At 60.2% G+C, this 22,937-nt stretch carries 15 protein-coding genes; 3 read left to right on the top strand and 12 right to left on the bottom strand.

All coding sequences use genetic code 11. The annotated features are described in order from the left end of the window. Positions 1–6 precede the first annotated feature (6 nt). Positions 7–630, top strand: coding sequence for a DUF922 domain-containing Zn-dependent protease (locus FBZ99_RS00480; protein ID WP_145631778.1), 624 nt, complete (start codon positions 7–9; stop codon positions 628–630). A gap of 441 nt (positions 631–1,071) precedes the next feature. On the opposite strand, the gene FBZ99_RS00475 is transcribed toward FBZ99_RS00480, so the two are convergent. Further along, a complete protein-coding gene (locus FBZ99_RS00475; RefSeq protein WP_015340086.1) occupies positions 1,072–1,392 on the bottom strand; it encodes a 2Fe-2S iron-sulfur cluster-binding protein in 321 nt (106 codons plus the stop codon). Between the two features lie 149 nt (positions 1,393–1,541). After that, a complete protein-coding gene (locus FBZ99_RS00470; RefSeq protein WP_113389954.1) occupies positions 1,542–1,910 on the bottom strand; it encodes an Hpt domain-containing protein in 369 nt (122 codons plus the stop codon). A 491-nt stretch (positions 1,911–2,401) separates the two neighbouring features. Between FBZ99_RS00470 and FBZ99_RS00465 the strand changes: the two genes are divergently transcribed. Next, complete coding sequence (locus FBZ99_RS00465) at positions 2,402–9,295, top strand: hypothetical protein (protein ID WP_145631005.1); 6,894 nt, start codon at positions 2,402–2,404, stop codon at positions 9,293–9,295. Positions 9,296–9,432: 137 nt separating this feature from the next. Here the strand turns inward: FBZ99_RS00465 and FBZ99_RS00460 are convergent, their stop codons facing one another. From FBZ99_RS00460 to FBZ99_RS00415, 10 genes are all read right to left on the bottom strand, one after another. Continuing rightward, positions 9,433–9,759: an RcnB family protein gene (locus FBZ99_RS00460; protein WP_145631004.1), complete on the bottom strand. Its 327-nt coding sequence runs from the start codon at positions 9,757–9,759 to the stop codon at positions 9,433–9,435. 128 nt (positions 9,760–9,887) lie between these two features. After that, complete coding sequence (locus tag FBZ99_RS00455) at positions 9,888–11,498, bottom strand: glycoside hydrolase family 43 protein (protein WP_145631002.1); 1,611 nt, start codon at positions 11,496–11,498, stop codon at positions 9,888–9,890. Between the two features lie 77 nt (positions 11,499–11,575). Further along, positions 11,576–12,607, bottom strand: a complete 1,032-nt coding sequence (mgrA, locus tag FBZ99_RS00450) for an L-glyceraldehyde 3-phosphate reductase (RefSeq protein WP_145631001.1) — start codon at positions 12,605–12,607, stop codon at positions 11,576–11,578. Between the two features lie 68 nt (positions 12,608–12,675). Next, positions 12,676–13,809 carry a Gfo/Idh/MocA family protein gene (locus FBZ99_RS00445; protein WP_113390928.1) on the bottom strand — a complete coding sequence of 378 codons (1,134 nt, stop codon included), beginning with the start codon at positions 13,807–13,809 and terminating at the stop codon, positions 12,676–12,678. Between the two features lie 11 nt (positions 13,810–13,820). Continuing rightward, positions 13,821–14,582 carry a sugar phosphate isomerase/epimerase family protein gene (locus tag FBZ99_RS00440; RefSeq protein WP_145631000.1) on the bottom strand — a complete coding sequence of 254 codons (762 nt, stop codon included), beginning with the start codon at positions 14,580–14,582 and terminating at the stop codon, positions 13,821–13,823. A gap of 104 nt (positions 14,583–14,686) precedes the next feature. Beyond that, positions 14,687–17,152, bottom strand: coding sequence for a beta-mannosidase (locus FBZ99_RS00435; RefSeq protein ID WP_145630999.1), 2,466 nt, complete (start codon positions 17,150–17,152; stop codon positions 14,687–14,689). Between the two features lie 58 nt (positions 17,153–17,210). After that, positions 17,211–18,302: an ABC transporter ATP-binding protein gene (locus tag FBZ99_RS00430; RefSeq protein ID WP_113355285.1), complete on the bottom strand. Its 1,092-nt coding sequence runs from the start codon at positions 18,300–18,302 to the stop codon at positions 17,211–17,213. A gap of 3 nt (positions 18,303–18,305) precedes the next feature. Next, positions 18,306–19,202 carry a carbohydrate ABC transporter permease gene (locus tag FBZ99_RS00425; RefSeq protein ID WP_069613050.1) on the bottom strand — a complete coding sequence of 299 codons (897 nt, stop codon included), beginning with the start codon at positions 19,200–19,202 and terminating at the stop codon, positions 18,306–18,308. 11 nt (positions 19,203–19,213) lie between these two features. Then, on the bottom strand, positions 19,214–20,104 hold the full coding sequence (locus tag FBZ99_RS00420) for a carbohydrate ABC transporter permease (protein WP_113333117.1): 891 nt from the start codon (positions 20,102–20,104) through the stop codon (positions 19,214–19,216). A gap of 91 nt (positions 20,105–20,195) precedes the next feature. Next, entirely contained in the window at positions 20,196–21,434 is a 1,239-nt protein-coding gene (locus tag FBZ99_RS00415; RefSeq protein WP_113333116.1) for an ABC transporter substrate-binding protein, read from the bottom strand. Between the two features lie 460 nt (positions 21,435–21,894). Here FBZ99_RS00415 and FBZ99_RS00410 point away from each other — a divergent pair, with 460 nt between their 5' ends. Then, positions 21,895–22,926 (top strand): LacI family transcriptional regulator, encoded by a 1,032-nt coding sequence (locus tag FBZ99_RS00410; protein WP_113333115.1) that lies wholly within the window; start codon positions 21,895–21,897, stop codon positions 22,924–22,926. Positions 22,927–22,937 lie beyond the last annotated feature (11 nt).

The raw sequence follows: 22,937 nt of genomic DNA, 5'->3' as shown, positions 1-22,937 counted from the left end.
ACACGAATGCCGCTTGCATCCCATAAGTTCAGTCTTTCGTGTGCTTTGCTGCTCGCGTTCTGCATACCCAATGTAGCCGGCGCGGAAGTCATCGCCCGCAAATCCATTTCCTATTTCGACATCATGGGCAGCACCGCCGACGAGCTCGATGCCGCTCTGAACCAACGCGGACCGCTGGCGATCGGCTCCAGCAGTCACCATCCCGGTGCGACGAGAATCCGCTTCGGCGGCAATGCGACCTACAGCGAAGCAAACGGCCGCTGCTATATTTCCGGCGTCAAGGTTACGGTCGATACGGAAATCATTCTGCCGCGCTGGCGTGACCGGCGGCATGCCTCCAAGCAGCTTTCCATGATCTGGGATACATTGGCCGCCGATATCCGGCGCCATGAGGACCGGCATGTCGAAATCGCCCGTCAACATGCGCGGCAGATGGAAAGGCAGATCCTATCTCTGCCGTCAGCCGGCAATTGTGATGCGCTTCAGGAAAAGGCGAATGAGGTGACGTCGCGGGAAACCGACCGGCACGATGCCGATCAGGCGCGCTTCGACCGCATCGAAGCGATCAATTTTACGAGCCGGATGCAGAGGCTGCTCCACTATCGCAGCCGCCAAGGTGCCCGGCAGTAGCCTTTCAAAAACTACCTTCGGTGCAAAAGGCGATCAGAAGCGCCAACTGTGGGAAATCAGTCACTATATCCTGTGAATCGTGTGATCTCGTCGCTCTTTGAACTTTACGAGAATCTGAAATAGGTTTTTCCTATCAATTACAGAGACAAACGCACTGGTTGATTCGAAGAAGACCGGGCGGATGTCGCAAAAGGATCGATTTTGAGTACCTGCGTTGGCGGGTTTCTTCGCTCTTCGGCGCAGTCGGGTTTGTTTCTTAAAGCATGCGCTAAGTGTTCTCCTGGCGCGTCCTGAAGCCGCAGGTGTTTCCTCCCTTGCCTGCGGTGATGCGCCCGCCTCGCCTCGCTCGCTGCACCAGCTGAGCGGGGCATCTTTTTTGGGCATTCGACCCTCAGCAGGATTATCGCAACCGATCGAGCGGGACGTGCCAGAGGTCAGGTGTTAGGCCTGCCGCTCCGGCACGTGGACGACAAGGCCGTCCAGCGCACTCTTCATCTTGATCTGACAGGAGAGCCGCGAGTTTGGACGAACGTCGAAGGCGAAGTCGAGCATGTCTTCTTCCATGGCTTCCGGGCCGCCGACCTTCTCGGTCCATTCCTCATCGACATAGACATGACAGGTGGCACAAGCGCACGCACCGCCGCATTCCGCTTCGATGCCTGGAACGGAGTTGCGTACGGCATTTTCCATCACGGTGGAGCCCTCGTCGACATTGAGGTCAAAGCGCGTCCCGTCGAAGGCGACGATGGTCAATTTGGTCATGTGGGTGAATTCCGATATTTCGTGAATGAAGGGTGATCGGAATTTTACTTCCAACAAATCGATGGGGCAGTCAACATTTGCGCCGCCGAAACGGTTTGTCCCGTCCGGCGGCGCAAGGGTGCACATCATTGATCGGCAAGCGGATCGGCTCAGCGCGAAAGCTTCAAAATGAAGTTTTCGGCCTCGATGACGCTGGTTGTGACCGCTGCCATGTGAGCGGCGTCGCCGACATTGCTTTCGAGCGCTCCAGCCGCATCCGCCACGCGGAAGGCACCGACGGCGCTGGCAGCGCCCTTCAGCTTGTGCGATGCGGCCTCCACTCGCTTGGGATCGCCGCTGCCGATCTCCTGCAGACAGGAACGGGCCTGCCTTGCAAACATCTGCAGCACCTCGACCTCAAGTGCCTTGTCGCCCATCGTCTGCTTGCCGAGATGGACGAGATCGATCGCCCGCTCCCGCGACGGAGCCGCGCCCCGCGAATTATCAGGAGATTCAAATGCGATGTTCAAAGCTGCCATGTGCCAATGCTCCCGTCATTTATCTATGACTGTTTTAGGGACCTGCCGCATAGTTGCGGCTCGGGCATGGCCATCCAGTTAAATTTTGGCACATTGAGGGCCGAAAACTCCAGACATGGTTAACGTGCGTTAAACATGCTCAAAATCTTGGGTTTTCATGGCATTGAACAGATAAACAAGGTTAATGTCACCTTAACGATCCACTGGCTTTAAGGTGGAATTAATTGTCATGACTGGGGGAATGTGTCACTACGATACTAGTAAATTGGGTAGATGGCACATGCCTTTGCCCCGGAAGTGGATGATGGTAATGTTTTCATAACACCCGTTTGAAAAACCAGTTATCCACTCTGAATGTAATGGGAAATCCAAATTCGATGTTGATCGAAGGCGGAAGACCCGCGGGAGGCAGGGTTCGTCTTTTCCGGACGCGGCGGAATTACCGGAAAAGACACGGCAAGCCCGAGTGAGTTGTAACGAGGCGTAACCGCATGGCGAACAAAAAGTACATCGAGTCGGTCGAGGACAAGGCCTTTCAGGCATTGGACGAAGCGCTGCAGATCGATTTCAGTGACGAGAGCTTGGAGTCCCGCAGCGGCACTACGCCCGATGTCCCGGAGCGAAATGTGTCTGAGCCGCCGAAACAGCCGATAAAGCAGACCAGGGATGATGCCGCCCGCAAGAATGGCGGCGCACGCAGCACCGCCGCCCCTTCTACCCCGCCCCGCCCCGCCGAGGCGCCGAAGAACCCGAACCTTGCAGCCGCCAATGACGGCAGCCGGGCGAGTTCCGCTAGCATATTGAGAGCGCTCGACGGAGCCTCGCAGAGCCACGCGGTGCGAAACGCCACGATCTTCTCGCTGTTCTGGATCATCGGCGGCGCCGGCCTCGCCTTCATGCTCTATGGCACGCAGATCCGAAACATCCATTCGATCGCGGATCTCGCAGCCCTTCCAGGCGTCATCGCCTGCATAGTCGGCATCATCGTTCCGGTGCTGCTCTTCTATGCTTTCGGCATGATGATTTCGCGTGCGCACGACATGCGCAATGCCGCCCGCTCCATGGCGGAAGTCGCTCTGCGTCTCGTCGAGCCGGAAACCGTTGCATCCGAGCGTATCATGACGGTCGGTCAGGCCGTGCGCCGCGAAGTCTCGGCCATGAACGAAGGCATCGAACGCACCATTGCGCGCGCCACGGAGCTCGAAACCCTCGTCCATACCGAGGTCAATGCGCTGGAGCGCAGCTACGCCGACAACGAATTGCGCGTGCGCAGCCTGGTCCACGAGCTGGGTACCGAGCGTGACGCCATCGTCAATCACGCCGAGCGGATCCGCTCGTCAATCTCTGGCGTGCACGATCAGATCAAGGAAGACCTGTCGCTGGCGACCGAGGAAATCGCCGTGCGTCTCTCGACTTCGGGCGAAGCCTTCGCATCGATGATCGATACGCGCGCCGCCGCGCTGATGGAGAAGTCGGATTCCGCCGTCCAGGCCCTCGGTACCCTGCTTTCCGCCAAGACAGACAGCCTGCTTCAGAACCTCAACGCTTCGGGCCTCGCTCTCAGCCACGAATTCGACACCCGCCTGGAATCTCTGTCCTCGACCCTTGCCGAACGCGGCAACGCGCTGCTCGGCCAGTTCGAAACGCGCGCGTCGACGCTCGATGCCAACACCGAAAAGCTGAACTCTGCACTGAACGAACGTGCGCGCCAGCTCAACGAGACGCTGGTTGCCCGCACCCGGGAAATCAGCGAGAGCCTCACCGGGGGCGAGCGCTCCATTACCGACACGCTCGACACTGTTCTGTCCCGCCTCAACACGGCCCTCGACGAAAAGGGCGCGAGCTTCCGTCAAAGCCTGCAGTCGACCGCAGATGATGCCATCATGGACATCGATCTGCGCTCCGGCTTCTTCGACGAGCGCTTCCAGTCGACCATCGCGCAGCTTTCGACGGCGTTCGACGAGCGTGTATCGGAATTCACCTCGGCCTTCGACAAGCGCGCCGGCACCCTGGACACCAAGCTCACGGAAAGCCTCGCCCGCATCAATCAGTCGCTCGGCAGCAATTCCGATGCGCTGGAAGGCATCCTGACCTCCAGCATCGAGCGCCTGGGTTCGCATCTCACCGATCAGTCCCTCGCACTGGCAACGACGCTGGCAACCGGACAGGAAGTGCTCGAAAGCGCCATCGGTTCCAAGGCGAACGAGATCACGTCGGCGTTGCAGAACGCCACGACGGGCATTTCCTCGGCCCTCACCTCGGGCACGAGCGAACTCAACACCACGCTCGCGTCGCATGCCGGCGCCTTCACCTCCGCCGTGCAGGGTGTTACGCGCGACGTCTCCGCCGCTCTACAAAGTGGCACGGAAGAACTGACCTCGGCCTTCACCGGTCGCGCCAATGACATCAACAATACCCTCTCTGCCCGCACCAGCGAGATCACGCAGGCTTTGAGTTCCGCCCATGAGCGCGTCGACGCCGTGATGGCCGCTCGCAGCAACGCGCTTTTCGGCGCCCTGGCAGACAACCAGTCTCGTTTCGAACAGACGCTTGCCGAACGTTCGGAAGCGATCACCAATGCCGTCAGCGGTTCCCACGAGCATCTGACCGCCGCGCTCGACGAACGCACCTCGATGCTGGCCATTTCGCTGGCCGAAAGCCAGTTGCGCCTCGAAAACACGCTGGCGAGCCGCGCCGATGCCATCAACAGTGCCATGGCCGACACCCATAGCAAGCTGGCCGACACGCTCGACGACAAGACGATGGCGCTTGCTATTGCGCTTTCCGAGGGCCAATCCCGCCTGGAAGACACCGTTTCCGGTCATGCGGAACACGTTGCCGGTACCCTGGATGCGAAGACCAAGGACCTTGCGCGTGCGCTCGCCGAGGGTCAGGCTCGTCTCGAAAGCACGGTCTCCGGTCACGCCGAAAGCGTCACCAATGCCCTCGACGACAGGACGATGGCGCTCGCTATCGCGCTTTCCGAGAGCCAGGCCCGGCTGGAGGAAACCGTTGCCGGTCACGCCGATCGCGTCGCCGACACGTTCGAAGGCAAGACCAGTGCGCTCGCGGCCGCTCTGACCTCCGGCCAATCTCGTCTCGAAGAAACCCTCGCCAACCGCGCCGAGGCGATCATCAAGGCATTTGCAGGCAACCACAATGCTTTGACCGAGGCGCTGGACGACAGAACGATGGCGCTCGCCATCGCGCTGAGTGAAAGCCAATCCCGCCTGGAAAGCACCATAGCCGGACACGCGGAAAGCGTTGCAAGCACTTTGGATGACAAGACGATAGCATTGGCCGTTGCCCTCTCCGAAAGCCAGGCCCGCCTTGAAAACGCCGTTTCCGGCCATGCGGAAAGCGTCGGCGCCACGCTGGACGACAAGACGATGGCACTCGCCATCGCGCTGTCGGAGGCTCAGGCCCGTCTCGAAGACACCGTCTCAGGCCACGCCGAACGCGTTGCCGATACGCTCGAAGGCAAGACACGGGCACTCTCCGATGCGCTGACCTCCGGCCAGTCGCGCCTTGAAGCAACGCTTGCCAACCGCGCCGAGGCGATCACCAACGCATTCAGCAGCAACCACAACGCGCTGGCCGACGCACTGGACGACAAGGCGATGGCGCTTGCCATTTCGCTCTCCGACACCCAGTCACGCCTCGAGGATGCGGTATCGAGCCGTCTCGACGCCCTTTCCGAAACGGTTGCCGGCACTCACGACAGGATCGTCAACAGCCTCGACGACCGGACGATGGCCCTGGCTATCGCCCTTTCGGAAGGCCACGCGAAGCTCGAAGACACTCTTTCCAACAGCGCCAAGGCCATTGCCCATACCGTCACCAGCGGTCATGAGGCACTGACCAACACGCTCGATGACAAGAGCATGGCCTTCGCGATCTCGCTCGCCGAAAACCAGAACCGTTTCGAAAGCGCCCTGGAAGACCGCGCCAACGCACTCCTGGACAGCGTCTCCGGCGCAGAGTCCCGCGTCGCCGGCGCCTTTGGCGACAAGGCGGATGCCATTCGTGCCGCCTATAGCGAAAACCAGGATCGCCTGGACCGCTCGCTCGCTGCCCATACGAGCGCCCTCTCCGAAATGCTTGGCAGCAACAGCGATCGCGTCGAGACCGTTCTCGGCACCACCACCCGTCAGCTCGAAAACACCCTCGGTGCCGGTCTGTCGCAGATGGATCAGAACCTGGCCTCGGCCTACGAGCGTATGCGCTCCACGCTGGAAGATCGCAGCAATGCGATCAATCTCGCCCTGCGTGACGCCCATGCGCAGATCGACAATACGCTGATGGAGCAGACGACTGCTATCGGCACCTCGATCGCTACCAGCGCCAGCATGCTGGAAATGTCGCTGGAAGATCGCGAGGCTTCTCTGCGTCAGACCATCGACGCGAGCGCAAGGATGTTGGAAGAGCGGCTGAATAGCGGCGCGGGCGACATTGCCGGCCGTATCCAGCAGGCCGCAGGCGACATCGCGCGCTCGGCCGAAACCTTCTCGTCCAACCTCAACCAGTCGATCGACGGCATGACGAACCGCTTTGCCGAGACCGGCTCGCGGGTCGAGGCTAGCCTGTCAGCTCTTGAAAACCGCATCAATGAAGGTGTTACAGGCGTTGCCGCTCAGGTCGACGCTGCCGGCAACCGCCTCTCCGATACGCTGGCGAGTGGCGCGGCGAAGATCGACGACAGCGGCAGCCAGGCATCCGCCCGCATCGAAGAGCGCCTCTCAACCATGGACCGTGCCCTCAATGTCGGCCTCGAAGCCGTCAATCGCACGATCGAAGGCAAGGCCGCCAATCTGGCCACCACGCTGCGCACGGCCGTCGCCGACGCCGCGCAAGGCATGGACACGGAGGCGACGCGCACGGCCGAGCTGCTCGCCAACACCGGCCAGCAATTCGCCGAAAACCTCGGCAACCACAGTGATGCCTTCGCCCGCGCCATGACCGAGCGCTCCAACGACCTCGTCAACCGTGTCTCGGAAACGCAGAACCGGTTGGCAAGCCAGGCTGCGGCCGTCGCCCAGACCTTCTCGGAAGCCGGTAATGCGATCGTCAACAAGGTCGCCGAAGCCGAGGGGCTCGTCAGCAATCAGGTCAATACGATCTCCCAGGCCCTGTCTTCCGCGGAACAATCGCTGGAAGCCCGCGGCGCAGCTATTCGCAACACGCTTGCCGGCGGCAGCGAGCAGATTGCTGCCTCCATGGCCCAGGTCGAGCGCGCACTCGACGAGCGCAGCACCGCGATCCGCAGCTCTCTGGAAGAGCGAGCCCGTGAAATCGGCTCGACGCTTGCCGATGTCGACAAGGCGCTGGAAGCCCGTGGCACATCCATCCGCACCTCGCTTGACGAGCGTACCCGCGAGCTGAATTCGATGCTTGCCGGACGTTCTACCGAGCTGTCGCGCCTCATCGACGAAAAGGCTCGCCCGATCGTTGATCGCTACGCGGCAACGGGTCAGGAAGCTGCAGCTCTTATCTCTGCAGCAGCTCAGGAAAGCACGGAGCGCCTGCGCGCTGAAAACGCCGCTCTCATCAACGCGATCTCATCGCGCACAGAGCATGCGGTCAACACGGTCAGCGCGCTCGAAAACAACCTGCTTGCAAGCGTCAACGGCATCATTGCGCGCTTGGCGGACAACAACTCGGCGATTGCCGGCCTGTTGTCCAATGCGGCCACCGAATTCGCAAACGTCGACGATCGCCTCACCGCAACCTCGTCGCGCTTCGCCGAATCTGCCGCGAAGGCCGGCGAGATGGTTTCCGCCTCCAGCCGTCTCCTCGAAGGCAAGGTCGACAAGCTGTCGGAGATAACCGGCCAGACCCTGTCGCAGGTCGGCAGCATCGTCGGTCGTTTCGACGATCACTCCAAGGTGCTGACGCAGGCATCCCAGCTCCTGGGCGCCGCCCAGTCAAACCTCGTATCGACGCTGGAAGAGCGCGAAACGGCACTGCAGAATCTGGCCGTCGGCCTCGTTCAGCGCTCGGAGGAGATCGAAAACACCATGCGCGCCCTCGGCTCGATGGTCGAAACAGCTTTCGATCGGGCGGAGCAGCGGTCGAACCAGGTGACCGGCAACCTTCGCCAGAACGTGCAGTCTTCCTTCGGCGATATCGGCCGCGTTCTTTCCGACGCCGAGAAACGCGCCGAAGATGCGGCGGACAACATGCGCGCCGCCTTGCAGAAGGCCGGCGAGGAAGCGAACCAGGCTGTCGAAAACACATTCGCCAATGCCGAGCGCCGCTCCAGCGATCTCACCAATCGCCTGCGCGGCGGTCTCACGGCCTCGCTGTCAGAGGTCGAGCAAATGCTCGCCGACGCCGGCAAGACCTCCGAGACGGCCGCCCAGCAGCTGCGCGAAACCCTGCGCGTTGCGGTCGATGACGCAATCGGCCGCTTCGCCGGTGCGACGGATGAGATCCGCCGCTCGGCCGGTGATATTCGCCGCGAGCTTGACCTCACCCGCAGCGAACTGAAGCGGGGTGCCTTCGACCTTCCGGAAGAAGCGAAGGAGAGCGCCGCCGCCATGCGTCGCGCCGTTGCTGAACAGATCAAGGCCCTGCAGGACATCTCGCAAATTGTTGGCCGCTCGACGCAGCAGCTGGAGATTTCCGAGCCGACCGCTCGCGCGCTGGCCGAAGCACAGCCTGCTCCACGGCCGCAGCCCGCCGCACCTGCCCCGGCAGCTGCAGCTCCGCGGCAGCAACAACCTGCTCCGCAGCAACCGGTGCAACCGCCGCCGGTCGCCCAGCAGCCCGCACAGCGCCCGGCACCGCAGCCGCAGCCGCCCTCGATCGAGTCACTCGGCTTGCGCGGGTCGATCCCGGCCGAGCGCCCGGCGGCACAGCCGCAGCGTCCGGCGGAAACAGCAGCTCCTGTCCGTCAGGAAGCAGCCGGCGGCGGCTGGATCAGCGATCTGCTGCGTGGCGCATCGCGCGATGAAAACGCCGGTCTCCAGCCAGCCCGTCAACCGGCACCGAAAGCGCCGGCTGAACAGCCTCCTGCTCCTGCTGCACGCAACCCGCGCCATGTCGTGGAATCGCTGAACTCGCTTTCGGTCGATATCGCCCGCGCGATCGATCATGACGCCTCGGTCGATCTGTGGCGCCGTTACCAGCGTGGCGAACGCGACGTGTTTACACGCCGCCTCTATACGCTCAAGGGCCAGCAGACCTTTGATGAGATCAAGCGCAAATACGACCGCGAGCCGGAATTCCGCACCGCAGTCGATCGCTACATCGCCGATTTCGAAAAGCTGCTCACCGACGTTGCTCGCACCGATCGCGACAAGACAATAACGCAATCCTATCTCACATCGGATACCGGCAAGGTCTACACCATGCTGGCCCACGCAGCGGGTCGCCTGAGCTGAGATAGACAAAGAACGAATAAGCGATCCCCGGCAGAGATGCCGGGGATTTCTGTTTCAGGCTGCTCCAAAGTTTCAGGGCACGGAAAAGGGCGGTTCTCGCCCGCCCTTGCTTTGCTTGGCAGTAGCCCCGTCCGGGTTTACCGGGCCTCGTGCACCTTCGAAATCAAACCGCTGGTAATGCCGACGAGGAGAAAGTTGTTCTTCAGGCGAACCCAGTGATAGCCGCGCGGAGGCATGGAAAGCTGGTAGGCGCGATAGTCGATTTCCGTTGCGCGGCGGCGGTCGGAGACCGATAGGCGGCGTCCCTTGACCCAACCGCCCTTGCGGATGACGACCTTCTTCTTCACCACTTCCTTCTGGACGACGGCCTGCTTGCCAGCGGGCGCAGCCTTGACTTGCGCAGTCGCAGCCAGCGGCATTCCGACGATGGACGCCGCAAGAAGAACAGTGAAGATTTTTCTCATTGGTTGTTTCCTCATTTCAGAATCTGCACGCGAACTTATCGTGACAGACATGAAACGAGTCTGACAGTCGAATTACAATTCCGTAATGGGCGCGATTGGTTCGGCCAGGCGCCTGCTCCACTGGAGTCTCATAGCTCATCATAGTTGAACCAGTCGAAATCCGCCGTCTTTGCCCGGCCGGACGTGTCAAAAGCAAACATGCCCACGAAAGCACCGGTGAAGGAGCCATGCTCGCCGCGCCCGCCCTCATCCGAGATGACGCCAGCATCCAGCACAGGCCCGATCGCCTGCCATGCGCCCATGCCCTCGGCCTGCCAGAAGAACTGCAGATCGTTGTCCCGCACCTCCATGGCAAGCTGGATCCGCCCATCGGGCACTGCGACGCCACCGTCGATCGGAAAACTCAGGCGGCCGTTCGGATAGTCTCCGGCGCAGGTCATGATGGTAACGCAGCGGCCGAGCTTCTCATGTAGGGTCACGGCGATGGCATGCAGTTTGAAGCGATTGTAGTAATGGGTCAGGCCGGCAGCCTGCTGGTAGGTGTCGGGCTGGAAATCGACGACCGTTTCGGCGCGGAAACTGTGATGCTCCTGGCGACGGGCGACGAGCGCCTGCTCGAACCAGGAACCGATGCTTTCGCGTGCGAAAAGCCGCAAATGGCCGGGGCGGTCCGTCAGGCTAAAAATGCGTTCCGGCTGCGGCGTGCGCAGCCACTGAAAATCCGTTGGCAGTCTGGCCTGATCGAAATTGTAACCGCTACGGCGCGGCCTCTCGATCGGCACCGCACCGTTCAGGCCGGCCACATTGACATCGGGAACGCTGGTGCCGTTTTCGAGATAGAGCCAGCCATCCTCTTTCCAGACGCATTTCTGCAGAGCGGTCTCGCGGCCGAGCGTGCAGCGGCGATGCGGCGGCAGAGGCCGCCCGCAAAGATGCGTATGATAGAACTGTCCGTCATGCGTCTCGACATATTGTCCGTGGCCGGCCCGCTGTAATGCCGCTTCCGGATGATCCTTCGAGGTGATCAGGTATTTGTTGGGATGTAGTTCGTACGGCCCGGCAATGTCGCGGGAGCGCGCCATGGTCACGGCATGATCGTAACCAGTGCCGCCTTCTGCCGTGGTCAGATAATACCAGCCGTTGCGCTTGAAGAGATGCGGCCCCTCGACCAGTCCCAGCTCCGTGCCGGCAAAGATGTTCCTGATCGGCCCTTTCAAGGATTTCGTCGCTGGATCCCATTCCTGCAGCAGAATACCGTCGAAGGCCGGCGTCTTCGGCGAGCCGCCATAGCTCTCCGTGCGGTGGTTCCATTGCATGTTGACGAACCACTTGCGTCCGTCATCGTCATGGAACAGAGACGGATCAAAACCGGAGGAGTTGACATAGACCGGCTCGGACCATTCGCCTTCAATCGTCGGCGAGGTCACGATGTAGTTATGGGCATCCTTGAAGTTGCCGTCATAGCGCTTGACGTCGGTATAGACGAGCCAGAACAGACCATCCGCATAGGAGAGGCAAGGTGCCCAGATGCCGCAGCTGTCGGGTTCGCCGCGCATGTCGAGCTGCGACGCACGCTCCAACGGCCGCCTCACCAGGGTCCAGTTCACGAGGTCGCGCGAATGATGGATCTGCACGCCCGGATACCATTCGAATGTCGAGGTCGCGATGTAGTAGTCCTCGCCGACGCGGCAGATGGACGGATCCGGATTGAACCCCGGCAGGATCGGATTGCGGATCATGAACTCTCTCCTCCGGAGACCATGGCAAGCGGTAAAGGTAAAACGCCCGGAAACCAGTTCCGGGCGTTTCAGAACGTTCAATCGCGTTCGGCCGATTTGGCCCAGAGATTGATGTCAGCTTCCTTGGCATAGACATCGATCTGCTTCAGCTCTTCGGCGGTGAAGTCGAGATTATCGAGCGCCTTGACACAATCGACGATCTGCGACGAACGGCTCGCGCCGATCAGGGCAGAGGTGATACGGCCGCCGCGCAGAACCCAGGCGATCGCCATCTGCGCCAGCGTCTGGCCGCGCTTCTCGGCGATCTCGTTGAGCTTTCTGATATTGTCGATGATCGACGGACGGATGAAGTCGCGCTTCAGGAAGTGGTTTTGCGCGGCACGGCTGTCTTCCGGAATACCGCCGAGATACTTGGTCGAGAGCATGCCCTGAGCCAACGGCGAGAAGACGATCGAGCCGATGCCGAGATCTTCAAGCGTATCCACCAGACCGTCGTCCTCGATCCAGCGGTTGAGCATGGAGTAGCTCGGCTGATGGATCAGGCATGGCGTGCCGAGTTCCCTAAGGATGGCCGCAGCCTCGCGCGTGCGCTGCGAGTTATAGGAGGAAATGCCGACATAGAGCGCCCTGCCCGAGCGGACGATATGGTCGAGCGCGCCGCAGGTCTCCTCGAGCGGCGTGTCCGGGTCGAAGCGGTGCGAATAGAAGATGTCGACATAGTCGAGGCCCATGCGCTTCAGGCTCTGGTCGCAGGAGGCGATCAGATACTTGCGGCTGCCCCATTCGCCATAGGGACCCGGCCACATGTCGTAGCCCGCCTTGGAGGAGATAATAAGCTCGTCGCGCAAGCCGGCGAAATCGGTACGCAGGATCTCGCCGAACGCGGTTTCCGCGCTGCCGGGAGGCGGTCCGTAATTGTTGGCGAGATCGAAATGGGTAATGCCGAGGTCGAAGGCCGTGCGGCACATGTCGACCTTGCGGTCATGCGGCGTATCGCCGCCGAAATTGTGCCAGAGCCCCAGCGAGACCGCCGGCAGCTTGAGACCGGAACGGCCGGTCGTGTTGTATTTCATTTTTGAATAGCGATCGGATGCCGGTTGCCAGGCCATGATGGAATTCCTTCGAGATGAAAAGCGCGCGGGTTAGTCACCCGCGCGCAAACTAGCTCTTCCGGCGCTTACTTCAAGAGCGCTTGTGCCTCTTCGATGCCGAGGGCTGCCGGCTGCGTGCAGGTTGTCGTCAGATCGATGAAGCGGCCTTCCTCGCCAGACTTCAGGATCGAAGTCATGACGTCGACGCCATGCAGCGTGCGGTCGAGCGAGCAACGTGCATCGCGGCCGTCGATCAGTGAGGCCGCCATGTCGGCAAGCCCGGCCGTGCGATAGTTGGCCCGGGAGCCGTTCGGGCTTTCCTGATTGACGATACCGAAAGGATGCGCCCAGTTTTCCAGCGGCTTGATGTCCTTGTCGCGGCCGCTCGCCTCGACGGTGCCGCCGAAGAAGTTCGGATCGGGCACATAGAGCGAGCCCTCGGTGCCGTAAAGCTCCATATTGGCATGGCGGTGTGACCAGACATCCCAGCTTGCCGTCAGCGTGATCCGCGCGCCGCTGACGAATTCGAGCAGCGCCTGGATGGTCGTCGGCGTCTTCACCGGGATGATCTCGCCGTTGCGCGGCTGGCTGGTGATCGTGCGGGTCGGCGATGCCATCGAGGTCATCGCACCGACACGCTTCACGGGACCGATCAGGTTGATGAGGTTGGCGACATAATAGGGGCCGAGATCGAGGATCGGGCCGCCGCCGGGCAGGAAGAAGAAGTCCGGGTTCGGATGCCACATTTCCATGCCCGGGCTCATGACATAGCATGCACCCGAAGTGACGCGGCCGATACCGCCGTCATCGATGAATTTGCGGGCAAGCTGGTGGGCGCCGCCGAGGAAGGTGTCCGGAGCGCAGCCGACGGCCAACCCCTTTTCCTTGGCGATGCGACGCAGCTCTTCGCCCTGCTCCAGCGTCAATACCAGCGGCTTTTCGGAATAGACGTGCTTGCCGGCTTCGAGGATGCGCTTCGAAACCGGGAAATGCGCGTCCGGGATGGTCAGGTTGACGATGACATCGAGCTCGTCATTGGCGAGCAGTTCGTCGATGGTCTGGGCCTTGACCTTGTATTCTTCGGCGCGCGCCCGCGCCGCTTCCATGTTGATATCTGCGCAGGCCAGCACCTTCAGGCCTTTGAAGAGCGGCGCGAGCGAGAAATAGGTGGTTGAGATGTTGCCGCATCCGATGATGCCGACGCCAAGTTCCTTAGCCATGTGGAAATGCCTCAAAAGCTCTTGAAGGATGCGATGGAGCGGGTGATCAGGCGATCGACATCGCTCGGATTGTCGTGTTCGACGACGAAGTGCTTGGCCTTGGTGCCGGCGAGCGCCTTGAGCAGCTTTGCCCACGGAACCGTGCCATGACCGACATCGGCCCAGCCGTCTTCATTCTTGTTCTCGCCAGCCGGCGCGATGTCCTTGACGTGAACGGCCGTGATGCGCGGACCGAGCTTTTCGATCCAGGCAAAGGGATCGCCGCCGCCGCGGATGACCCAGGCGATATCGGCTTCCCAGGAAATATCCGGAGCGCCTTCGAAGATCTGCTCGATCGGCAGCGAGCCGTCGGCCTGCTTGACGAATTCGAAGTCGTGGTTGTGCCAGCCGAATTCGAAGCCTGCATCCTTGTAGGGCTTGCTCATCTCATGCAGGCGCTTGCCGAAGGCACGCCAGCCGGCCGCATCCTTCGGGCGCTGGTCGGCGCCGATATGCGGCGCATAAATCGAATCCATGCCGAGGGTCTTGGCAATGGTGAGCGACTTCTGCACTTCGCCATCTAGGAAATCCGGGCTGAAATGGCCGCTTGCCATCCGCAGGCCGTTCTTGTCGAGTTCGGCGCGCAGGTTCTTGAGGCAGGTCTCGTCGAGATCGGCATAGATGCCGCCAAAGCCCTCGACTTCGGCATAGCCGGCCTTGCCGAGCTTGGCGAAGATCTCTGAATAGGGCTGGAAATTGCGGGCGCTATAAAGCTGAAATCCAAGTTTCGTCATCGATAGTCCTCCAATGGCCTCCCGGCCGTCTGTCTTGGGCTTGTGGCCCCGAAAGCGCCGCCTTAACGGCGCGATAGCTCAATCCGTCGGTTGCTGGCCACCGGCTAGCTGTGCACCGACTGGCTGGATTGCAGATCATAGATGCGGAATTCGGGCACGCCGCTTGTGAGCGGCTTGGCCGGCGTGAAGACGATGCGGCGGCTCTCACCGGCAGCGAGATCGAAGGCGTTGTCGGAATAGCGTCCGTCCGTCTCGCTCTCGATCATCACGAACAGCGCAAGTCCCTTTGCGGTGACGACGAGTTCGATCGTCCCATCTTCCTCTTTCTCCTCCCTCAACACCGTCAGGCCGGCGGGCTGAAGCTCGAGCGCCTTGTAGGTGCCGTGAACATAATGCCCCTCGCCGCCCATGCCGTTCGATGCGGTGAAGCGCCACGCCAGCAGGCAATCGGCCGGCACCTGATCCGCGTCGATCGACAATGCCGTTACGGCCGCATCCGGCGTGCAGACGGCGTGCGCCGTCGTCAGCGGCACGCGCTCACCGTCGAGCTTCAGCAGCGATACCGAAATATCGGCCATGATGTCGGCATTGGTATCGTTGACCAGGGAGAAGCGGATCGTCTTGTTGTCTTCGGAGGGAATGGCCGCAACCGATACGGGCTGGAAGAAGCGCCGCACCAGATAATGCATCACTTTCCACCGGCCGCCGTAATCCAGGCTCGACCACGAGGCCACCGGCCAGGTGTCGTTGAGCTGCCAATAGATCGTACCCATGCAATGCGGCTTCAGCGACCGCCAATATTCCACCGCCGTCTTGATGGCGAGACCCTGCTGGACCTGGCTCAGATAGACGAAATTCGGGAAATCCTTCGGGAAGCGGAAATAGCGGAACATCGTGCCGGCGATGCGCTCGTTGCCGCCGGCATTCTTCTGGTGCAGCTCCATGACTGGAGAGGCGATATTCATATCCTTCGCCTCGGCATAGGTCTTGATGACGGGCAGCGAGGTATAGGACTGGAAGCCGAATTCCGAGCAGAAGCGCGGGCGGACGGAGCGGTAATTGTCGAAAGACTTGTTCTCATGCCACACCGACCAGTAATGCATGTCGCCGGAACCATCGGCATGCCAAGCGTCGCCGAAGTTGAGATAGCCCGAAGCCGGGCTCGAGGGCCACCAGATCGCATCCGGCAGAGCCTTCTTCATCGCCGTCTCGATCGTCCTGTTCAGGCGGTCATAGGAGACGAGATAGCGATCCCGATCTTTGCGGGACTCCTCGAACCAGGTAAGCGCGCCCACCAGCTCATTATCACCACACCAGAGAACGATGGAGGGATGCGTCGCAAGCCGGCGAACCTGATAGCCAACCTCCTCCTCGACATTCTCGAGGAAATCACCCGTCGAGGGATAGAGATTGCAGGCGAACATGAAGTCCTGCCACACCATCAACCCCAAGCGGTCGCAAGTGACATAGAACCAGTCATGCTCGTAAAAGCCACCGCCCCAGACGCGGATCGCATTCATATTGGCATCGACGGCCGATTGCAGCAGATCCTCGGTCGCGGCCGGATTGGAACGTGAAAACAGCGCGTCGGCCGGAATCCAGTTCGCGCCACGGGCAAAGATCTCGCGGCCATTGACCTTCAAGGCAAAACGGCTGCCAGCTTCATCCTCGGTGGTGATCAACTCGACCGTGCGCAAGCCGATCTGCCGCGTGACAGTTTCGAAATTGGTCTCCACCGAAAGCGCATAGAGCGCCTGCTCGCCATTGCCGGCCGGCCACCAGAGCCTGGGCTTGTCGATATGGAAGAAGTGGGTGATCGACGTTTCGCCGGCATTGACGCCGACATCGAGGCGCACGCGCTCGTCGTCGAGCGAGAAATAGAGCTGCGCAATCCCCGTTCCCTTGGCAAACAGCGCCACCGTCACCTTGAGGTCGACCGAACCGTCATCATTGTGAACCTGCTGGGTGACGACATTCTCGATACGGGCGATCTCGAGCTTCTTCAGCGCGATGGTGCCATAGAGACCGAGCGGCGCGATCGCAATGTTCCAATCCCAACCGAAATGGCATTGCGGCTTGCGCAGCATGTTGCCATTCGGGATCGGCGAATTGCCAGTGCTGTAGGGGATATAGAAAGGCTGTTTCGCCTGAAGGGCAGCACCAGCGGAAATGCTCGAATGCAGGACGATGCGAATGGTATTTTCGCCCGCCTTCAGCGCCTTCGAGACATCGGGGCGATACCGCTGGAAGCAGTTGTTGGCCTCCAGCACGAGCGTATCGTTGACATAGACGCTGGCGACGGTGTCGAGATAGTCGATATCGAGATACCAGTCGCCGCCGGCATCATCGAGCGTGAAGCTGCGTGTCAGCTCCCAATCCTGCTGGGCAACCCACTGCACGACTTCTTCGTTGCGCGCGAAATAGGGATCGGGAATAAGCCCTTCCGCATGTAGCGCGGAATGAATATCACCGGGCAGCGACATGGAGAGGGAATGATCGCTGTCGGGAGAGGTCAGCCTCCACGAACCGACGAGATCGATGGCAAGATTATCATTGATCGAAGACGACATCGGACCTCCCCGGACCGCTGTAGAGAAGGAGGCGGTCAGACCGCCTCCGGGCATGGGATTATATTCTGAGTTCTGTCTGCGCATCAAAGAGCGATGCGAGCGACATATCAAAGCTAAGCTTTACGGCTGAACCGGGGCCAAAGCGCCGGGCACCGTTGACGCGAACCGACATCGTATGTCCGGCATGCTTCAGCCACAGCAAGTTATCGGCACCCATCGGCTCCTCGATATCCACCGTGGCATCGTGAACCTCCGCACCGAGAGCGGTCGCTTCATTGACCTTGATGTGCTCCGGGCGAACACCGAGCACGACCTTGCGCCCCCCTTGAAGAGCCTCGCCAGCCTTGTAGCCATCGAGCGAAAACAGCACGTCGTTGGTCGCGAACACGACCTTGCCTTCGCGGTTGACCAGCTCGCCCTTGAGGAAGTTCATCGAGGGCGATCCGATGAAGCCGGCGACGAAGAGATTGCGCGGCGCGTTATAGATCGTCGTCGGGTCATCGAGCTGCATGATGACGCCGTTCTTCATGATCGCGATGCGGTCGGCGAGCGTCAGCGCCTCGATCTGATCATGGGTGACGTAGATCATCGTGTTCTTCAGCGACTGGTGCAGCCGCTTGATTTCCACGCGCAGCTCCGAACGCAGCTTGGCGTCGAGGTTCGATAGCGGCTCATCGAAAAGGAAAACGTCGACATCACGCACCAGGGCACGGCCGATCGCGACGCGCTGGCGCTGACCGCCCGAAAGCTCGGCCGGCTTGCGCTTCAGCAGCGGCTCGATCTGCAGGATTTCGGCAGCGCGCGCAATGCGCTTGTTGATCTCGTCCTGCGGCACCTTGGCAACGCGCAGGCCGAAGGAGAGGTTCTTCTCGACCGACATCTGCGGATAGAGCGCATAGGACTGGAACACCATGCCGATGCCGCGATCCTTGGGCTCTTCCCAGGTGACATTCTTGCCCTTGATGAAGATCTGTCCCTCGCTGATATCGAGCAGGCCGGCGATGCAGTTGAGCAAGGTCGACTTGCCGCATCCCGATGAGCCGAGAAGCACCAGGAACTCGCCGTCATTGATCTCGAGATTGAGATTTTTCAGAACGTTGACCGCACCGAAATTCAGCGAAAGGTCTTTGATGGAAACGCTACTGTTCATGAATTACCCCTTCACTGCGCCGGCGGCGATGCCGCGGACGAAGAGCCGCCCGGACACGAAATAGACGATAAGCGGCACCGCGCCCGTCAGCAGCGTTGCGGCCATGTTAACGTTGTATTCCTTGACACCCTGCACGGCGTTGACGACGTTGTTCAGCTGCACGGTCATCGGATAGTTTTGCGTGCCGGCGAAAATGACGCCGAACAGGAAGTCGTTCCAGATGCCGGTGATCTGGATGATCATGCCGACGACGAAGATCGGCAGCGACATGGGCAGCATGATGCGCAGGAAGATCTGCCAGAAGCCCGCACCGTCGACGCGTGCCGCCTTGAAGAGTTCAGGCGGAAGCGAGGCGAAGTAGTTGCGGAACAACAGCGTGTTGATCGGCATGCCGAAGATGGTGTGCACGAGGACGATGCCGCCGAGCGTCGAAAACAGCCCAAGTTCGCGCAGCACCATGACGAGCGGATAAAGCATGACCTGATAGGGAATGAAGGCGCCGAACAGCAGGATGGTGAAGAAGATTTCCGATCCCTTGAATCGCCAGTTGGCGAGCGCATAGCCGTTGACCGACGCAATGGCGATCGAGACGATGACGCTCGGAACGAGGATCTTCACCGAATTCCAAAAGCCGACCTGGATGCCGTGGCAGTAAAGGCCGGTGCAGGCTTGCGACCAGGCTTTCACCCAGGGCTCGAAAGTAATCTCCATGGGCGGAGCAAAGATATTGCCCATGCGGATTTCCGGCATGCCCTTGAGCGAAGTGACGACCATCACATAGAGCGGCAGGAGATAGTAGAGCGCGGCCAGCCCGAGTATGCCATAGAGCATGATCGTGCGCGGGGCAAAGCGGCGCCTGGGCTTGGTGCCCGAAGGTTCGATGGTAGCGGCAAGTGCCATGGTTTCCTCCCTTACCGGCGCTTCTGGCGGAACTCGATGAGAGCCCACGGCACGACGAAGATGAACACGGTCACCAGCATGACGGTGGAGGCGGAAAGCGCCTGACCGAGATTGGAGCGCTGGAACATGAAGTCGTAGACATATTTAGCCGGCATTTCGGACGCGAAGCCCGGCCCGCCTGATGTCATGGCGACGACGAGATCATAGACACGCACGATGCCTGAAGCGACGATGACGAGCGTGGTGACGAAGACGCCTCGCATCATTGGAATGACGACGAAGATATAGGTCCGCCAGGCTGGAATGCCGTCAACGCGCGACGCCTTCCAGATCTCGCCGTCAATCCCCCTCAGGCCCGCCAGCATCAGCACCATGACAAGGCCGGTGCCCTGCCAGAGACCGGCAATGACGAGCGCATAAAGCACGGTCTTCTGATTGCCGAGCAGAGCGAAGTTGAAACTTGTAAAGCCCATATCCTGCATCAGCTTCGGCAGCCCGAGCGCAGGATCGAGGATCCACTGCCAGACGAGGCCGGTCACAATGAAGGACAGAGCGAAAGGATAAAGGAAAATGGTTCGGAACGTATTCTCGAAGCGGATTTTCTGATCCATCAGCACGGCCAGAAAGAAGCCGACGACGAAAGCGAAAACCAGGCTGAGAATGCCGTATGTCGCAAGATTGCCGATCGAGATGTTCCAGCGATCGGTACCCCATAGACGCTGATATTGCGCCAGACCGACAAAATTGGAGCTCGGCAGCAGCCTTGAATCTGTGAACGAATAGATGACGGTCCAGAGCGTGCAACCGACGAAGACGACGATCACCGTCAGCACCATAGGAATGGCGGCGATCTTCGCATTCAGGTTACGGAACAGACCCAGTGGCCGGACAGCGTTAGCCATCGATACCTCCGTTGGTGACCTGCCTCAGGACAGGCGAGATCCCTCGCCCGCCCCGATGCCGGCCATCGCGATTGATAGATGGTCGTCTTGCTTATTGCGCCTGCTTGAAGATGGCGGCCTGCTTTTCGATCGCCTCGTCCACGGTCATCTTCGACGAGAAGAATTGCAGTCCGAGATCGGTCATCTGACCGCGCGTATCCGGGTCGATCAGCTGAGTGACACCCGGCACCACGTTGTCCGGATTCTTGAGGATTTCCAGACCCTTCTTCATGCAGCTGCTGGCCGCGCTCAGATCGATATCGCCACGCACCGGCAGGGAGCCCTTGGCGAGGTTGAACTTGACCTGGGTTTCCTTGGAAACCAGCATGCTGGCAAGCTCGAGCTGCGCCTTGGTAATGTCAGGATTGCTGTTCTTCGGGAAGTAGAAGCTATCACCGCCGGTATCGAGCAGGCCATGGAAGCCTAGACCCGGAAGGCAATCATAGTCCTTGCCGGCAACCTGCTTGGCAACGCCAAACTCGCCCTGCGCCCAGTCGCCCATGATCTGTGCGGCGGCCTTGCCTGTGATGACCATGTTGGTGGCGACATTCCAGTCGCGGCCGGAATAGCTCTCATCAACCAGATCGCGCGCCTGCGCGAAAGCATCCCAGACCTTGCGGTTTTCGGGGCTCTTCACAGCGTCTGCGTCTTTCTTCTGGTAGATCGCCAGATAGGTCTCCTTGCCGCCGATGCCGATCTGCATGACGCTGCGCATGCCGTCAACCTGCCACGGGGCGCCGGTCGCAAGTGGGGTGATGCCCTTCTCGCGCAGCTTCGGCGCGTCGGCAACGAATTCATCCCAGTTGGCCGGGACCTTCATGCCGTTGTCTTCGAAGACGTGACGGTTGACCCACATCCACTGCCAGGAGTGGATGTTGAGCGGCACGCAATAGACACGGCCCTCATAGGTGCAGGAGTTGAGCAGGCTGGCCGGACGAATGATGTCCTTCCAGTGTTCCTTCTCGGCAAGGTCGGTCAGATCGGTCATCAGGCCGGCCTTAACCAACTCTTCGGCGTCGCGGCCCGTGTTGAGCTGCGTTGCACCCATGGGATTGCCGCCCAGGATACGGCTGACGATAAGAGGCGTTGCGGTCGAACCGGATCCGGCGATCGCGCCGTCGACCCAGTGATTGTCGCCCAAGGCGTTGTATTGCTCAGCCAGAACCTTCACGGCAGCTGCTTCGCCGCCCGATGTCCACCAATGCGTTACCTCAAGATCGGTCGCATTTGCTGAGAAAGCGGGAATCGCGACAGATGCAAGCAAAGCGGCAGCCATCAAACGAATATTCATGAGTTCTCCTCCCTCACTGAAACGTTGCCGGAAAAACGTATTCGAATCATTTTCAACGCGCAACCGCCTGACCATAAATTTTTCATGACTGCGTGAATATACAATCATTGATTACATTTTACCTGTGGAAGATAACTTCATTCCATCGTGATATTGGTCGCCAAAAAATCTGAAAACTCTCTACAAATAGCTGATATTAAATATTTTATTTCAGGGACGCATTCATGCGGCCCTCTTGCATAATCCTGGCCCGCTCAATTTTCGAGACAGGAGTCACGAATACAACCATGAGAATAGGCATGAAAATCGGCGTAAAAATAAGGCTCGACTTTTCAACTGTATCGTTACAGTTTTTCTCATTGCATTGGCGAAGCCGTATGGCGTCTATGCTTGCGGTGGCCATGTGGGCAATATAAGCGGATTGGCTGCGGGAGGCGGCCGGGAGGCAAGCGTGAGCGAAATGGACAATAAAAAAATGTCAGGGAGCGGCGCGCCAGCCACTCCCGAACGGCCGACATTGAAAACAATCGCCTTCATGACGGGGTTAGGGATCACCACCGTTTCTCGCGCATTGAAGGATGCCCCTGATATCGGAGCAGAGACCAAGGAGCGGGTGCGCATGGTCGCCCGACAATTGGGTTATCAACCGAACCGCGCGGGCGTGCGCCTGAGAACCGGCAAGACCAATGTGATTGCCCTGGTGCTGAGCATCGATGAAGAAATCATGGGCTTCACCAGCCACATCGTCTTCGGCATTTCCGAAGTTCTCGCCGGCACGCAATATCACTTGGTCATCACGCCGCATTCGCACAGCAAGGATCCACTGGTGCCGGTGCGCTACATTCTCGACACCGGCTCGGCCGATGGCGTCATCATATCGCGTACGGAGCCGGATGATCCGCGCGTCGAGCTCATGCATGAGCGCGGCATGCCTTTCTCGACGCATGGGCGGACGGATATGGGCATCATCCACCCCTTCCATGACTTCGACAACGAGGCCTTCGCGCATGAGGCCGTGCGGGCACTGGTCGCAAGAGGTCGGCGCCGCCTGGCCTTGCTGCAGCCCTCCAGCAAGCTGACCTATTATTCGCACACCCGCATCGGCTTCCAGACGGGCTTGCATCAATATGGCGCCGAAGAAATCCCCTTGAGGATTACGACCGACAACGCGCTGGCCGATATCAAGGACACGGTCGAGGCGCTGATGCGCTCACCGCATGCGCCTGACGGGATCGTCTGCTCCAGCAGCGGCGGTGCGATTGCCGTCAATGCCGGCATCGAGGCGGCCGGCTTCCGCCTGGGCCGCGATATCGACATGGTCGCCAAACAATCGACAGACGTGCTGAGCTGGATCAGGCCCGAGATCATTACGGTATCGGAGGATTTCCGCCATGCCGGCCGCGAACTTGCCAAGGCGGTCATCGCCCGTATCGACGGTGTAGAACCGGAACTGCTGCAAAGCATCAGCCCACCCGTCTGGCCGACGAGCTGACAGCGAAAAGC

It is taken from the genome of Rhizobium sp. ERR 1071 (assembly GCF_007828675.1).
GTDB classification, from domain to species: domain Bacteria; phylum Pseudomonadota; class Alphaproteobacteria; order Rhizobiales; family Rhizobiaceae; genus Rhizobium; species Rhizobium dioscoreae.
The sequence above is the reverse complement of the archived record's forward strand: the minus strand, read 5'-3'. Positions and strand labels throughout refer to the sequence as shown.